This window comes from Kitasatospora purpeofusca (assembly GCF_042691725.1).
In the GTDB taxonomy this organism is placed as follows: Bacteria; Actinomycetota; Actinomycetes; order Streptomycetales; family Streptomycetaceae; genus Kitasatospora; species Kitasatospora purpeofusca_B.
Window position 1 is genome coordinate 6,865,471 of the sequence record NZ_CP170483.1, and the last position, 15,105, is coordinate 6,880,575.

Here is a 15,105-nt window from a genome sequence, read left to right on the forward strand (position 1 = left end):
CCGGTGGACGATGCAGCAGAGAGCGCACGGGGAGCACGTCCCGGAGCGCGTTCCGGACGTCACGCCGTGCTGGTCAACGAGGACGGTCAGTACGCGATCTGGCCGGGGGACCTCCCGGTGCCGGCCGGCTGGCGCGCCGTGTTCGGGCCGGCCCCGCGCGAGGAGTGCCGCCGGTACGTGGAGCGCGCCTGGCATCCCCCCGGACTCGGACTCGGCGGCGGACTCGGCCACGGACTCGGCCTCGGCCACGGGACGGCTCCCGGCCGGCCGCCGGGACGGCCCGCCCGGGCGGGCCTCACCGACACCGTGCACGGACTGGTCCGGGCGCGCGCCGCGCACGACCCGCGCGCCCTCGCCGTGCTCGCGGACGGCGAGGCGCTCGACTACGGCGGGCTGGACGCGCGCAGCGACCGGCTGGCCGCCGCGCTGCGCGGCCTGGGCGTGGGGCCCGAGCGGATCGTCCCGGTCTGCCTGGAGCGCGGCGCGGACCTGGTGACCGCCTGGCTCGCCGTGCTCAAGGCGGGCGGGGCGTTCCTGCCGCTGGACCCGGCCCACCCGCACCGGCGGCTGGCCGCCCTGGTGGCGGACTGCGGCGCGCACCTGGTCGTCGCGGGGGAGGGGACGCGGTTCCCGGGGGTGCGGACGGTGACGCCCGGCGAGGGCCCCGAGGCCGCGGGACCGGTGCCGGACGCCGGCGCGCCGGACGACCTGGCGTACCTGATCTACACCTCGGGGACCACCGGCACCCCCAAGGGCGTGCCGGTCACCCACCGCGCCCTGGTCTTCACCCTGGACCGGGTCGTCGACGCCTACGGGCTCACCCCGCGTGACCGGGTGCTGCAACTCGCCGCGCTCGGCTTCGACACCGCGCTGGAGCAGGTCTTCGCGACCCTGGCCGCCGGAGCCACGCTCGTCCTCGGCGGCGCCCGCACCTGGGCGCCCACCGAGCTCGCCCACCGGATGCACGAGCTGCGGCTGACCGTCGCCGACCTCACGCCCGCCTACTGGCACCACCTGCTCGGCCTCTTCCCGCCCGGCGGGCCCGCCCCCGAGGGACTGCGGCTGATCGTGGTCGGCGGGGACACCGTGCACGAGGACGACTGCCGCGCCTGCCTGGAGCGGCTGCCGGGCGTGCGGCTGGTCAACGCCTACGGGGTCAGCGAGGCGGCCGTCACCTCCACCCTCGGCGACCTCACCCCGGAGGTGCTCACCGGACCCGGCGCGCACGGGCCCGGCGCCCCGGTGCCGATCGGGCGGCCGCTGCCGGGGGTGCGGGTGCACGTCCTGGACGCCCGGCTCGGCCCCGTGCGGCCCGGGGAGAAGGGCGAGATCCACCTCGGCGGTCCCGGCCTGGCCCGCGGCTACTGGAAGGCGCCCGGGCCGACCGCCGAATCGTTCGTGCCCGACCCCTACGCCCCCGCCCCCGGCGCGCGCATGTACCGCACCGGCGACGCCGGACGCTGGCGGGCGGACGGCACCCTGGAGATCCTCGGCCGCTTCGACGACCAGCTGAAGATCCGCGGCCACCGCGTCGACCCCGCCGAGGTCGAATCCGTGCTCGCCGCCCACCCCGACGTCCGGCAGGCCCGGGTCGCCGTCGCCGACGGCCGCGACCACACCCGCGTCCTCACCGCCTACTACACGCTCACCGACCGGGCCGCCTCCGGCCCCCGCGCCCGGCGCGGCCGGATCCGCGCCCACCTCGCCGAACGACTGCCGGACTACATGGTCCCGGCCGAGTTCGTGCTGCTCGACAGCATGCCGCTCACCCCGGCCGGCAAGATCGACCGCCGCCGGCTGCCGGACGCCCCGCGGCGGGTGCGACCGCGCGAGCGCGAACGGCCCGACGGCGGCCGGCCCGAGGCGTCCCCGAACGGCCCGCCGGCCACCGAGCCGACCGGCGGCGCCGGTGCCGCTGCCGGCACCGCCGTCGAGGCGGGCGTGGCCCAGCTGTGGTCCGAACTGCTCGGCGTCGAGGAGGTGGGCCCCGGCGACGACTTCTTCGACCTCGGCGGCAACTCCCTGCTCGCCATGGAGATGCTCGCCCGCGCCCGGATCGTGTTCGGCATCGACGTCACCCGGATCCGCCTCCTCACCCGCGCCCTGCTGCGCGACGCCACCCTGCGCGCCTTCGCCGCCGCCACCCTCGCCGCCGGTGAGGCCCCCGTCGGCGAGGCCCCCGTCGACTGGGCCGCCGAGGCCCGCCTCGACACCCCCCTGCGGCAGTCCTGGAGCCCCGCGCCCTCCCGCGCCGAACCGGCCGAGATCCTGCTCACCGGCGCCACCGGCTTCTGCGGCGCCCACCTCCTGGACGCCCTGCTGCACACCACCGACGCCCGCGTCCACTGCCTGGTCCGCGCCCCCGACGAGGAACACGCCCTGGAACGCCTGCGCGCCGCCCAGCAGCGCTACCTGCGCCACGACCTCGCCGACCGCCGCGTCGTCCCCCTCGTCGGAGACCTCGCCGAACCGCGGCTCGGCCTGACGGAGCAGCGCTTCGACCGGCTGGCCGGCAGCCTCGACGCCATCCACCACCTCGGCGGCCAGGTCAACTTCCTCTACCCCTACCACCAACTGCGCGCCGCCAACGTCGCCGGCACCCGCGAGGTGGTCCGCCTCGCCGGGCACTCGCGCGGCATCCCCGTCCACTACCTCTCCACCCTCGCCGTGCTGGCCGGCTTCGGCCCGGCGGGCGTGCGCGAGGTCGCCGAACGCACCCCGCTCGCCCACCCCGACCGGCTCGCCGTCGGCTACGTCGAGAGCAAGTGGGTCGCCGAGCAACTGCTCCACCACGCCGCCGCCGGCGGACTGCCGGTCACCGTGCTGCGCACCAACGACGTCACCGGGGACCTGCGCACCGGCGTGACGAACACCGGCACCGAGATCTGCGCGCTGATCAAGTACATCGCGGAGAGCGGGAGTTGCCCCGACGTCCGGCTGCCGCTCGACTTCGTCCCGGCCGACCGGTTCAGCCGGGCGGTCTGCCACGTCGTCGCCCACGCCCCCGCCATCGGCGAGGTCTACCACCTGACCTCGCCGCACCCGGCCGACCTCGCCGACCTCGCCGGGCGGCTGCGCGCCCGCGGCCACCCCGTCGAGTCCGTCCCCTACCCGCGCTGGGTGCGGGACCTGGTCCGCTTCGCCGCCGGGCACCCCACCCACCCGATGACCCCGTTCGTGCCGCTCTTCGTCGACCGCGTGCCCGGCACCGAACTGTCCATCAGCGAGCTGTACTTCCGCCCCACCTTCCCGCGCTTCGACCGGGCCGACGCCGACCGGGCGCTGGCCGGCAGCGGCGTGGAACTGCCCGCCGTCGACGACGCCCTGCTCGACTTCTACCTCGACCGGCTGACCGCGGAGGGCTTCCTCGCCCCGCCGCGGGAGGCCTCGCCGCTGGAGGCCCTGCGATGACCGCCACCGCCCCCGAGGAGCTGTTCGCGGCGCTCGACGTCGCCCGGGCGCCCGCCGACGGACCGGCCGCGTTCGGCGCCGACCTCGCGCCCGGCACCCTGCTCGCCGCCTACCGGCGCGGGCTGTTCCCGCTGCCCGCCGCCGACGCCTACGCGAGCGCCTTCAACGAGGCCCGCGCCGAGCAGGCGGTCGCGGCCGGCGAGGTCGCCCTGCTGCCGGGCCCCGAGCACGGCGCGGACCCGTACGCGCTCGCCTGGTGGTCGCCCGACCCGCGGCCGCTGCTCGCCGCCGACGGCGTCCGGCTCGGGCGCAAGCTCTCCCGGCTGCTGCGCAACCGCCTGGACTGGTGGACCACCGCCGACCAGGCCTTCGGGGACGTCCTCGCCGCCTGCGCCGAGGGGCGCGAACCGCCCTGGCTCACCCCGGAGTTGCAGCAGGCGCTGATCGGACTGCACCGGCTCGGCGCGGCCCACAGCGCGGAGGTGTGGGAGGGCGGGGAACTGGTCGGCGGGGTGTTCGGGATCGCCTCCGGGGCGGTGCTCAGCCTGGACTCGATGTTCCACCGCCGCCCGGACGCCGCCCGGGTCGCGGTCGCCGACCTCGCCGCCCGCTTCGCCGCCGCCGGGGGCCGGCTGCTGGACGCCCAGTGGGACTCCCCGCACGTGCGCTCGCTCGGCGCCGCCCCGCAGCCCAGGGCCCGCTACCTCGCGGCGCTCGCCGAGGACGCCGGGCCGGTCGGGCCGCTGGACACCGCCCGCCTCCCGGCCGCCCGGCTGGCCCCCGAGCGGCCACGCGGGCCGCGCCCGCACGGCCACCCGCGCGCCCACCGGCACCCGTACCGCAACGCGCGCCGCGTCTGACGCGCCCGGGGCCCCGGGCCGGGGAACGCCGCCGGGGCGGTGCTCGGTCGAGCGCCGCCCGTGTGCCCTCACCTCTGCCTTCCGGACTCGCCCACCGGCACTCGTACCGCGACGCCCACCCGTGCCCGGGGCCGGGGAACGCCGCCGGGGCGGTGCTCGGTCGAGCGCCGCCCGTGTACCCTCACCCCTGCCCTCCCGACCCGCCCACCGGCACCCGTACCGCGACGCCCACCCGCGCCCGGGGCCCGGGCCGGGAACGCCGCCGGGGCGGTGCTCGGTCGAGCGCCGCCCCGGGGGTCGTGGGTGGGGGTGTCAGTTGTAGTTGTTGTAGATGGTGTAGACGTTGTCGGGGCGTCCGGCGTAGGCGTTGTTGAGGGTGAACTGGTGGTTGCCGGGGCGGAAGATGCCGTAGGAGGTGCGGCCGGTGCCGGACCAGTCGCCGACGACGGGGAGGTCGCCCTGCATGCCGTAGGTGACGGTGGAGTAGCTGCCGTCGTCGTGGCGGAAGATGAAGAGGTTGGACTCCCAGGGGTTGGCGGCGGGGCGGAAGACGCCGAACTGGGAGTGGTGGACGCCGTCCCAGTCGCCGACTATGGGGACGTCGCCGGGGTTGCCGAAGTGGAGCGGGGTGTAGCTGCCGTCGTCGTGGCGGATCCAGAGGGTGGCGGTGCTGGGTCGGTAGACGGCGACCTGGTCGTGGCCGTTGCGGTCCCAGGAGCCGACGGCGGGCAGGTCGCCAGGGTTGCCGAACGGCACGTGCGAGATGGAGCCGTCACGGCGGCTCAGGTCGAAGGCTGCGGTGCTGGGGCGGTAGATGGCGTGCTGGCACTGGCAGGTGTAGTCCCAGTTGCCGACCACCGGGATGTCGCCCGGGTTGCCGAAGCCCCAGCTGCTGTTGAGCCGTGAGTCGGACTTGTTGTAGGACAGGGCCCAGGTGCCGTTGTCGAAGAGGCCGTTGTGGCTGGTCGGGCCGCCGAAGTAGCCGGTGAACGGAACCCCGGCCTGCGGGCCGGCGACGCCGGCCGTCTTGGTCTGGCTCGCGGTGCGGCCGTGGTTGTCGACGACGGTCGAGGTGATCGTGTAGCTGCCGCCGACGCCGTACTCGTGGCTGATGCTCGGATTGGCGTTGGGGCCCTCGCTGACGGTCGGCGCGGTGCCGTCGCCGAAGTCGACGACGTGCCTGACGATCGGCCAGGGGCTGACGCTCTGGGCGTTCAGCGTGATCTGGGCGCGGGAGCGGTCACCGGCGCTCCACCAGAACTGCGTCCAGGGCTGCGCGACCGGGTTGAGGAGCACCGTGGCGGTGGCCTTGCGGACCCCGCCGGCCTGGCCGGTGGCGGTGAGCGTCGCGGTGTAGCTTCCGGCGGCGGGGTAGTCGTGGTCGACGAACCGCTGTCCGGGGGTGACCACGAGGGGCGTACTGCCGTCACCGAAGTCCAGCGTGGCGGTGCCCGGTGCCCAGCTCGCGGTGTAGTCGACGGTGAACCGCGCGTTGAGCGGGTGGTTCTCCTGGGAGTACGGGAGGCCGCTCAGGGAGGCGCGCAGCGAGTCCTGCAGCTCAAGGGCACCGCGGTCCCGGTAGCCGCTGGGGCCGGTGTTGGCGATGCCCGGGTGGTCGGCCGGCTCCCTGTCGAAGAGGTCGGTGGCCGGCACGCCGGGTGCGGTCGGGTCGGCCGCGTCCGTCAGGCCCTCGGCGGCCACGGGCTCGTAGTCGTAGTCGTCGCCGAAACCGGGATCGACGGCGTTGTCGTGCGCGCCCTGGCCGGTGGCCCGGAACGCCTCGGGGGTGGCGTAGGAGGTGCCGCCCCAGGAGTAGGAGGCCGAGGCCTGGCCCGGTCCGACGACCGTGTTGTAGTCGGCCTTGGTTCCCTGGACCGAGTCGGCCGACACCACCAGCGGGACGGCGGTGGTGGGCGTGCTGCCGCAGCGGGGGGCGGGGCGCTTGGTGAGGATGTTGTTCTCGACCACCGCTCCGGCGGAGTTCCCGGCGAGCTCCAGGTCGTTGCCGCAGTTTGCGGCGATGGTGTTGCCCACGACGACCGTGCCGGGGGCGTCGGTGACCAGCACACCGCGGCCGGGGCCGTCGGTGACGATACTGGTGGTGACGACGGCGCCGGTCACCCCGGCGTCGATCGAGACGCCCGCGACGGGCGGGGAGAAGACCCGGACACGGCTGACCGTGACGTTGGAGCTGGTCCCGGTGACCCGGACGTTCGCGGTCGCCCCGGGGTCGGCGACGGCCCCACCGCCGCTCACGTAGGCGCGGTCCAGGACGATCCGGGTGGAGTCCTTGACGAGCACGGCCTCCTGCGGGGCCCCGAGGCTCAGGCCGGACACGGTGACGTCGTGGACACCGTCCAGCACGAAGGCGTGGACGCCGGTCGAGCCCTCGCCCGCGGCGTTCACCGTCGTGTTCGGCGCGCCGTAGGTGGTGTCGCCCTGGAAGACGATCGGCTTGCCCGGCTGGCCGGAGCGCTTGACCGTGACCTGGCCGGTGAACCGGCGCTTCGCCGGGAGGCGGACGGTCTGGCCGGGTTCGACCACGTCGGCGGCGGCCTGGATGGTGCAGAACGGCTGCGCCTGGGTGCCGGTGCCCTTGTCGGAGCAGGTGGTGGCGCGCTGGTCGACGTAGAGCACGGTGCTCTCGGCGTGGGCGGTGAACGGAAGCACGGTCGTGGCGACCGCGGAGCCGGCTATCGCGACGGCGAGGCCGACACGACGGGAGAGTGGCATGGGTGGGATCCCCCTGGAGTGACACGGTGTGAGGCCGACGCCGAGAAGTGAACTGGCACGCCGACAGCAGCCCTTCGCAGACGGACCGTCGGCGCGAGCGGCACAAGTATCCACGAGCCCTTCACGCGTGCTCAACCGGGTATCCCCCGAGGCCGCCGGGGCGGCGCTCGGTTCGAGCGCCGCCCCGGGGCTGTGAGTGGGTGGGGGTGTCAGTTGTAGTTGTTGTAGATGGTGTAGACGTTGTCGGCGCGGCCCGCGTAGCTGTTGTTCAGGGTGAACTGGTGGTTGGCGGGGCGGAAGATGCCGTAGGAGGTGCGGCCGGTGCCGGACCAGTCGCCGACGACGGGCAGGTCACCCTGGTTTCCGTAGGTGACGGTGGAGTAGCTGCCGTCGTCGTGGCGGAAGATGAAGAGGTTGGGCTCCCAGGGGTTGGCGGCGGGGCGGAAGACGCCGAACTGCGAGTGGTGGACGCCGTCCCAGTCGCCGACGATGGGGACGTCGCCGGGGTTGCCGAAGTGGAGCGGGGTGTAGCTGCCGTCGTCGTGGCGGACCCAGAACTCCGCGGTGCTGGGCCGGTAGATGCCGACCTGGTCGTGTCCGTTGCGGTCCCAGGAGCCGACCGCGGGGAGGTCGCCGGGGTTGCCGAAGGGGACGTGGGAGATGGATCCGTCGGTGCGGCTGAGGTCGAAGGCTGCCGTGCTGGGGCGGTAGATGGCGTGCTGGCACTGGCAGGTGTAGTCCCAGTTGCCGACCACGGGGATGTCACCGGGGTTGCCGAAGCCCCAGACGCTGTTGGGCCGCCAGTCCGTCTTGTGGTAGGACAGGGCCCAGGTGCCGTTGTCGAAGAGGCCGTTGTGGCTGGTCGGGCCGCCGAAGTAGCCGGTGAACGGCACGCCGGCCTGCGGGCCGGGAACGCCGGCGGTCTGGGTCTGGCTCGCGGTGCGGCCGTGGTTGTCGACGACGGTCGAGGTGATGGTGTAGCTGCCGCCGACGCCGTACTCGTGGGTGATGCTCGCGGTGCTGCTCGGGCCCTCGCTGACCGCGGGTGCGGTGCCGTCGCCGAAGTCGACGATGTGCCGGGCGATCGGCCAGGGGCTGACGCTCGCAGGGCGCACTGTGATCTGGGCCCGGGACTGGTCGTCCCGGCTCCACCAGAACTGCGTCCGGATCTCCGGGACCGGGGCGATGGTCACCTGGGCGGTGTCCGTGCGGGACGGGCCGGTCAGGCTGGTGCCGGTGAGCGTCGCGGTGTAGCTGCCGGGGGCGGGGTAGTCATGGTCGATGAACTGATGTCCGGGCTCGATCGTGAGGGACGGGCTGCCGTCTCCGAAGTCCAGCTTGGCACTGCCGGGCGTCCAGCCCGCGGAGTAGTCGACGGTGAACTGCGCGTTGAGCGGGCGGCCCTCCTGGGAGTACGGGACGCCTCTCACGGAGACGCGCATCCAGTCCTGGAGTTCGACAGCGCCGCGGTCCCGGTAGCCGGTGGGGGCGGTGTTGGCGATGTTCGGGTGGTCGACCGGCTCGTTGCCGAGGAGGTCGGTGTCCAGCAGGCCGGGCGCGGTCGGGTCGGCGGCGTCGGTGAGGCCCTCGGCGGCGATGGGGGTGTAGCCGTTGGCCAACCGGGGGGCGACGGCGTTGTCGTGCGCGCCCTGGCCGGTGGCCCGGAACTCCCCGGGGGTGGCGTAGGAGGTGCCGCCCCAGGAGTATGAGGCCGAGGCCTGGCTCAGCGGGACGACCGTGTTGTAGTCGACCTTGGTGCCCTGGACCGAGCCGGCCGACACCACCAGCGGGACTGCGGTGGCGTTCGTGGGGCAGCCGTGCTGCTTGGTCAGGATGTTGTTCTCGACGGTCGCTCCGGCGGAGTTCCCGGCGAGTTCCAGGTCGGCCCCGTCGCAGTTGTGGTTGAAGGTGTTGCCCACGATGACCGTGCCGGGGGCGTCGGTCACCAGCAGGCCTCGGCCGTCGGTGCCGGCGATGTAGTTGGTGGTGACGACGGCGCCGGTCACCCCGGCGTCGATCGCGACGCCCGCGACCGGCGACGCGCCGATCCGGCTGCGGCTGACCGTGACGTTCGCGCTGGTCCCGGTGACCCGGATGTTCGGGCTTTCCTGCGGGGCGGTACTGCTCTGGCCGCCGGTGATGCTGGTGCGGTCCACAGAGATCCGCGTGGAGTCCTTGACGAGCACGGCCTCCTGCGGTGCGTTGAGGTTCAGGCCGGAGACGGTGACGTCGTGGACGCCGTCGAGCACGAAGGCATGGGCGTCGGCCGAACCCTGGCCCTCGGCGTTCACAAATGTGTTCGGCCAACTGATGGTGATGCCGCCCCGGAAGACGATCGGCTTGCCCGGCTGGCCGGAGCGCTTGACCGTGACCTGGCCGAAGAAGTAGCGGTTCGGCACGATGTCGACGGTCTGGCCGGGCTCGACCACGTCGGCGGCGGCCTGGATGGTGCAGAACGGCTGCGCCTGGGTGCCCGTGCCCTTGTCGGAGCAGTTGGCGGCGTTGTCCACGTAGAGCACGGTGCTCTCCGCGTGGGCGGTGAACGGCAGCACGGTCGAGGCGACCGCGGAGCCGGCTATCGCGACGGCGAGGCCGACACGACGGGAGAGTGGCATGGCTGGGATCCCCCTGAAATGACACGGTGTGAGTCCGGCGCCGCCAGAACTGGCACGCCGACAGAAGCGCTTCGCAGACGGACCGCCCGGGAGAGCGGCACAAGTATCCACGAGCCCTTCACGCTTCCTCAACGGGGTATCCGTTTGAGCGGTCCGGAGACCTGCGGAGCCGTATCGCCGCAGCCCAGGTGATGACGCGGGGGCGGTGCTCGGTTGAGCACCGCCCCCGCGTTATGGACGGGTGTCAGCCGATGTTGTTGTAGATGGTGTAGACGTTGTCGGGGCGGCCCGCGTAGGCGTTGTTCAGGGTGAACTGGTGGTTGCCGGGGCGGAAGATGCCGTAGGAGGTGCGGCCGGTGCCGGACCAGTCGCCGACGACGGGGAGGTCGCCCTGGTTTCCGTAGGTGACGGTGGAGTAGCTGCCGTCGTCGTGGCGGAAGATGAAGAGGTTCGGCTCCCAAGGGTTGGCGGCGGGGCGGAAGACGCCGAACTGGGAGTGGTGGACGCCGTCCCAGTCGCCGACGATGGGGACGTCGCCGGGGTTGCCGAAGTGCAGTGAGCTGTAGCTGCCGTCGTCGTGGCGGACCCAGAACTCTGCGGTGCTGGGTCGGTAGACGGCGACCTGGTCGTGTCCGTTGCGGTCCCAGGATCCGACGGCGGGCAGGTCGCCGGGGTTGCCGAACGGCACGTGCGAGATGGAGCCGTCACGGCGGCTCAGGTCGAAGGCTGCGGTGCTGGGGCGGTAGATGGCGTGCTGGCACTGGCAGGTGTAGTCCCAGTTGCCGACGACGGGGATGTCGCCCGGGTTGCCGAAGCCCCAGCTGCTGTTGAGCCGCGAGTCGGACTTGTTGTAGGAGAGCGCCCAGGTGCCGTTGTCGTACAGGCCGTTGTGGCTGGTCGGGCCGCCGAAGTAGCCGGTGAACGGCACGCCGGCCTGCGGACCGGCGACGCCGACGGTCTGCGAGTAGCTCGCGTTGCGGCCGTGGTCGTCGATCACGGTCTCGGTGATGGTGTAGCTGCCGCCGACCCCGTACTCGTGCGTGATGCTCGGGTTGGCGTTGGAGCCCTCGCTGACCGTGGGCGCGGTGCCGTCGCCGAAGTCGACGACGTGCCGGACGATCGGCCAGGGGCTGACGCTCTGGGCGTTCAGCGTGATCTGGGCGCGGGAGCGGTCACTGGAGCTCCACCAGAACTGCGTCCTCGGCTGCGCGACCGGATTGAGGTACACGCCGGCGGTGGCCTTGTGGACCCCACTGGCCTGGCTGGTGACGGTGAGCGTCGCGGTGTAGAACCCGGCGGCGGGGTAGTCGTGGTCGATGACCCGGTCCCCGGACGCGATCGTGAGGGGCGTGCTGCCGTCCCCGAAGTCCAGCTTGGCGCTCTCGCGCCCCCAACCCGGGTAGTAGTTGACGGTGAACCGCGTGTTGAGCGGGTGGTTCTCCTGGGAGTACGCGACGCCGCCCAGGTAGATGGCCAGCGGGTCCTGGAGCTCGATGGCGCCGCGGTCCCGGTAGCCGCTGGGGGCGGTGTTGGCGATGCTCGGGTGGTCGGCCGGCTCCTTGCCGTAGAAGTCGGTGGACAGCATGCCGAGCGCGTCCGGGTCGGCCGCGTCGGTGAGGCCCTCGGTGGCGACCGGCCTGTCGCTATTGTCGAACCTGAGGTCGGCGGCGTTGTCGTGCGCGCCCTGGCCGGTGGCCCGGAACCCCTCCGGTGTGGCGTAGGCGGTCCCGCCCCAGGAGTAGGAAGTCATGCTCCTGGCCAACGGTACGACGGTGTTGTAGTCGGCCTTGGTGCCCTGGACCGAGTCGGCCGACACCGCCAGCGGAACCGTGCTGGGGACCAGGACGCCGCACCCGCGCGGAGCGGGGTCCTTGGACAGGATGTTGTTCTCGACCGTCGCTCGGGCGGAGTTCCCGGCGAGTTCCAGGTCGTTCCCGCAGTTGCGGGCGATGGTGTTGCTCACCACGACGGTGCCGGGGGCGTCGGTGACGAGCACACCGCGGCCGGTGCCGTCGGCGATGATGTTGGTGGTGACGACGGCGCCGGTCACCCCGGCGTCGATCGCGACGCCCGCGACGGGCGGTGCGTAGACCCGGTTGCGGCTGACCGTGACGTTGGCGCTGGTCCCGGTGACCCGGATGTTCGCGGTCGCCCCCGGGCCGGTGGCGGTCCCGTCGGCGTTCACGTGGGTGCGGTCGAGGGCGATCCGGGTGGAGTCCTTGACGAGCACGGCCTCCTGCGGAGCCTCGATGGACATGTCGGAGACGGTGACGTCGTGGACGCCGTCCAGCACGAAGGCGTGGACGGCGGTCGAGCCCTGGCCCGAGGCGTCGACCGTCGTGTTCGGCGAACCGTAGGTGGTGTCGCCCTGGAAGACGATCGGCTTGCCAGGCTGACCGGAGCGCTTGACCGTGACCTGGCCGGTGAAGGTGCGGAACGCCGCGAGGCGGACGGTCTGGCCGGGTTCGGCCATGTCGGCCGCGGCCTGGACGGTGCAGAACGGCAGGGTCTGGGCCCCGGTGCCCTTGTCGTCGCACTTGACGGCGTTGTCCACGTAGAGCACGGTGCTCTCCGCGTGGGCGGTGAACGGCAGCACGGTCGAGGCGACCGCGGAGCCGGCGATCGCGACGGCGAGGCCGACACGACGGGAGAGTGGCATGGGTGGTTTCCCCCTGGAGTGACACGGTGTGAGGTCGGCGCCGTCCGAACTGGCACGCCGACAGCAGCCCTTCGCAGACGGACCGCCCGGAGGAGCGGCACAAGTATCCACGAGCCCTTTACGCGTCCTCAACAGGGCATCCCCGGAAGGGAGCCGGAGCGGTTTCGGGCGCTCCCGGGCCGGGAACGCCGCCGGGGCGGTGCTCGGTCGAGCGCCGCCCCGGGGGTCGTGGGTGGGTGTCAGCCGATGTTGTTGTAGATGGTGTAGACGTTGTCGGCGCGCCCGGCGTAGGAGTTGTCCAGGGTGAACTGGTGATTGCCGGGGCGGAAGATGCCGTAGGAGGTGCGGCCGGTGCCGGACCAGTCACCGACCACCGGCAGGTCGCCCGGCATGCCGTAGGTGACGGTGGAGTAGCTGCCGTCGTCGTGGCGGAAGATGAAGAGGTTCGGCTCCCAGGGGTTGGCGGCGGGGCGGAAGACGCCGAACTGGGAGTGGTGGACGCCGTCCCAGTCGCCGACGATGGGGACGTCTCCGGGGTTGCCGAAGTGGAGCGGGGTGTAGCTGCCGTCGTCGTGGCGGACCCAGAACTCCGCGGTGCTGGGCCGGTAGATGCCGACCTGGTCGTGTCCGTTGCGGTCCCAGGAGCCGACCGCGGGGAGGTCGCCGGGGTTGCCGAAGGGGACGTGGGAGATGGATCCGTCGGTGCGGCTGAGGTCAAAAGCGGCGGTGCTGGGGCGGTAGATGGCGTGCTGGCACTGGCAGGTGTAGTCCCAGTTGCCGACCACCGGGATGTCGCCCGGGTTGCCGAAGTACCAGGTGGTGCCGGGCTGCGAGTCGGTCTTGTTGTAGGAGAGCGTCCACAGACCGTTGTCGAAGACGCCGTTGTGGCTGCTGGGGCCGCCGAAGTAGCCGGTGAACGGCACACCGGCCTGCGGGCCGGGGACCCCGACCGTCTTGGTCTGGCTCGCGGTGCGGCCGTGCTTGTCGACGACGGTCTCGGTGATGGTGTAGCTGCCGCCGACGCCGTACTCGTGGGTGAGGCTCAGGTTCGCGCCGTGGCCCTCACTGACCGCGGGTGCGGTGCCGTCGCCGAAGTCGACGACGTGCCGGACGATCGGGAAGGGGCTGGTGCCCTGGGCCGTCACAGTGATCCGGGCGCGGGAGCGGTCGTCGAGCTTCCACGAGAACTGCGCCGTGAGGTCCGGGACCGGTTCGACGGTCACCTGGGCGGTGGACGTGCGGGACGGGCCGGTCAGGCTGGTGCCGGTGAGCGTCGCGGTGTAGGTGCCGAATGCGGGGTAGTCGTGGTTGACGACCTGGGAGCCGGGCTCGAGGACGACGGGCGCGCTGCCGTCCCCGAAGTCCAGCGTGGCGGTGCCCGGCGTCCAGCTCGCGGCGTAGGTGAGCAGGAACTGCGCGTTGAGCGGGTGGCCGTCCATGGCCCACGGGGAGCCGTTCACGTGGACCCCCAGCGGGTCCTGCACCTCGATGGCGCCGCGGTCCCGGTAGCCGCTGGGGGCGGTGTTGGCGATACCCGGGTGGTCGGCCGGCTCCTTCTCGAAGAAGTCGGTGGCCAGCGTGCCGAACGCGTTCGGGTCGGCCGCGTCGGTGAGGCCCTCGGCGGCGACCGGCCGGTAGTAGTCGTCGAACCGGGGGACGACGGCGTTTTCGTGCGCGCCCTGACCGGTGCCCCGGAACTCCCCGGGGGTGGCGTAGGAGATGTCGCCCCAGGAGTAGGAGGCCGAGGTCTCGCTCAGCGGCACGACCGTGTTGTAGTCGACCGTGGTGCCCTGGATCGAGCCGGCCGAGGCCACCAGCGGGGCCGCCGTGGAGGGCGTGCTGCCGCAGCGGGGGGCGGGGAGCTTGGCCAGGATGTTGTTCTCGACCACCGTCCCGGCGGAGTTCCCGGCGAGTTCCAGGTCCGCCCCGCAGTTGCGGGCGAAGGTGTTGCCCACCACGATCGTGCGGGGGGCGTCGGTGACGAGCACACCCCGGCCGGCGCCGTCGGCGATGACGTTGGTGGTGACGACGGCGCCGGTCACCCCGGCGTCGATCGCGACGCCCGCGACGGGCGGGGAGAAGACCCGGTTACGGCTGACCGTGACGTTGGTGCTGGTCCCGGTGACCCGGATGTTCGCGGTCGCCGGGCCGGCGCCGTTGCGGCCGCCGCGCACCTCGGTGCGGTCCAGGGCGATCCGGGTGGAGTCCTTGACGAGCACGGCTTCCTGCGGAGCCTCGAGGCTCAGGCCGGACACGGTGACGTCGTGGACGCCGTCCAGCACGAAGGCGTGGGCCGACGAGCTCACATTCGCTGTCGGTATGCCGTCGGAGACGGTGCTCTTGAAGACGATCGGCTTGCCCGGCTCGCCCGAGCGCTTGACCGTGACCTGGCCGCTGTAGGAGCGGTACGGCGCGATGTCGACGGTCTGGCCGGGTTCGGCCACGTCGGCGGCGGCCTGGATGGTGCAGAACGGCTGGGCCTGGGTGCCGGTGCCCTCGTCGGAGCACTTGGCCTGGTTGTCCACGTGGAGCACGGTGCTCTCGGCGTGGGCGGTGAAGGGCAGCACGGTCGAGGCGACCGCGGAGCCGGCGATCGCGACGGCGAGGCCGACACGACGGGAGAGTGGCACGGTTGGGACCCCCCTGGAATGACGCGGTGTGAGGTCGGCGCCGTCCGAACTGGCACGCCGACAGCAGCCCTTCGCAGACGGACCGTCCGGGAGAGCGGCACAAGTATCCACGAGTCCTTCACACATCCTCAACGGGGTATCCCTCCAAGGGGGTCGGGCTTTTTCGGACGGCCCGCGGGCGGGGGACGGTGGTGGAC

At 72.9% G+C, this 15,105-nt stretch carries 6 protein-coding genes; 2 read left to right on the plus strand and 4 right to left on the minus strand.

Annotation, left to right across the window (positions count from 1 at the left end; translation table 11 throughout):
• The first annotated feature begins 3 nt into the window (after positions 1-3).
• Together ACFCLZ_RS29615 and ACFCLZ_RS29620 are read left to right on the plus strand one after the other, a co-directional pair.
• A complete protein-coding gene (locus ACFCLZ_RS29615; RefSeq protein ID WP_380280932.1) occupies positions 4-3,411 on the plus strand; it encodes an amino acid adenylation domain-containing protein in 3,408 nt (1,135 codons plus the stop codon).
• On the plus strand, positions 3,408-4,271 hold the full coding sequence (locus ACFCLZ_RS29620; protein ID WP_380280934.1) for a leucyl/phenylalanyl-tRNA--protein transferase: 864 nt from the start codon (positions 3,408-3,410) through the stop codon (positions 4,269-4,271). The genes ACFCLZ_RS29615 and ACFCLZ_RS29620 overlap by 4 nt, the downstream gene beginning before the upstream one ends.
• Positions 4,272-4,583: 312 nt before the next feature.
• Here the strand turns inward: ACFCLZ_RS29620 and ACFCLZ_RS29625 are convergent, their stop codons facing one another.
• The 4 genes from ACFCLZ_RS29625 to ACFCLZ_RS29640 all read right to left on the minus strand — a co-directional run bounded on the left by ACFCLZ_RS29625 (position 4,584) and on the right by ACFCLZ_RS29640 (position 14,908).
• Positions 4,584-7,004, minus strand: a complete 2,421-nt coding sequence (locus tag ACFCLZ_RS29625) for a PKD domain-containing protein (protein ID WP_380280936.1) — start codon at positions 7,002-7,004, stop codon at positions 4,584-4,586.
• Between the two features lie 209 nt (positions 7,005-7,213).
• Positions 7,214-9,619 (minus strand): PKD domain-containing protein, encoded by a 2,406-nt coding sequence (locus ACFCLZ_RS29630; protein ID WP_380280938.1) that lies wholly within the window; start codon positions 9,617-9,619, stop codon positions 7,214-7,216.
• A gap of 244 nt (positions 9,620-9,863) precedes the next feature.
• Positions 9,864-12,278: a PKD domain-containing protein gene (locus ACFCLZ_RS29635; RefSeq protein ID WP_380280940.1), complete on the minus strand. Its 2,415-nt coding sequence runs from the start codon at positions 12,276-12,278 to the stop codon at positions 9,864-9,866.
• A 239-nt stretch (positions 12,279-12,517) separates the two neighbouring features.
• Complete coding sequence (locus ACFCLZ_RS29640; protein ID WP_380280942.1) at positions 12,518-14,908, minus strand: PKD domain-containing protein; 2,391 nt, start codon at positions 14,906-14,908, stop codon at positions 12,518-12,520.
• Between the last annotated feature and the right edge of the window lie 197 nt (positions 14,909-15,105).

What these genes read in the sequence shown, in the direction of transcription:
- ACFCLZ_RS29635 (WP_380280940.1), bottom strand. Translation starts at nt 12,278, where the DNA reads ATGCCACTCTCCCGTCGTGTCGGCCTCGCCGTCGCGATCGCCGGCTCC.
- ACFCLZ_RS29625 (WP_380280936.1), bottom strand. Translation starts at nt 7,004, where the DNA reads ATGCCACTCTCCCGTCGTGTCGGCCTCGCCGTCGCGATAGCCGGCTCC.
- ACFCLZ_RS29630 (WP_380280938.1), bottom strand. Translation starts at nt 9,619, where the DNA reads ATGCCACTCTCCCGTCGTGTCGGCCTCGCCGTCGCGATAGCCGGCTCC.
- ACFCLZ_RS29620 (WP_380280934.1), top strand. Translation starts at nt 3,408, where the DNA reads ATGACCGCCACCGCCCCCGAGGAGCTGTTCGCGGCGCTCGACGTCGCC.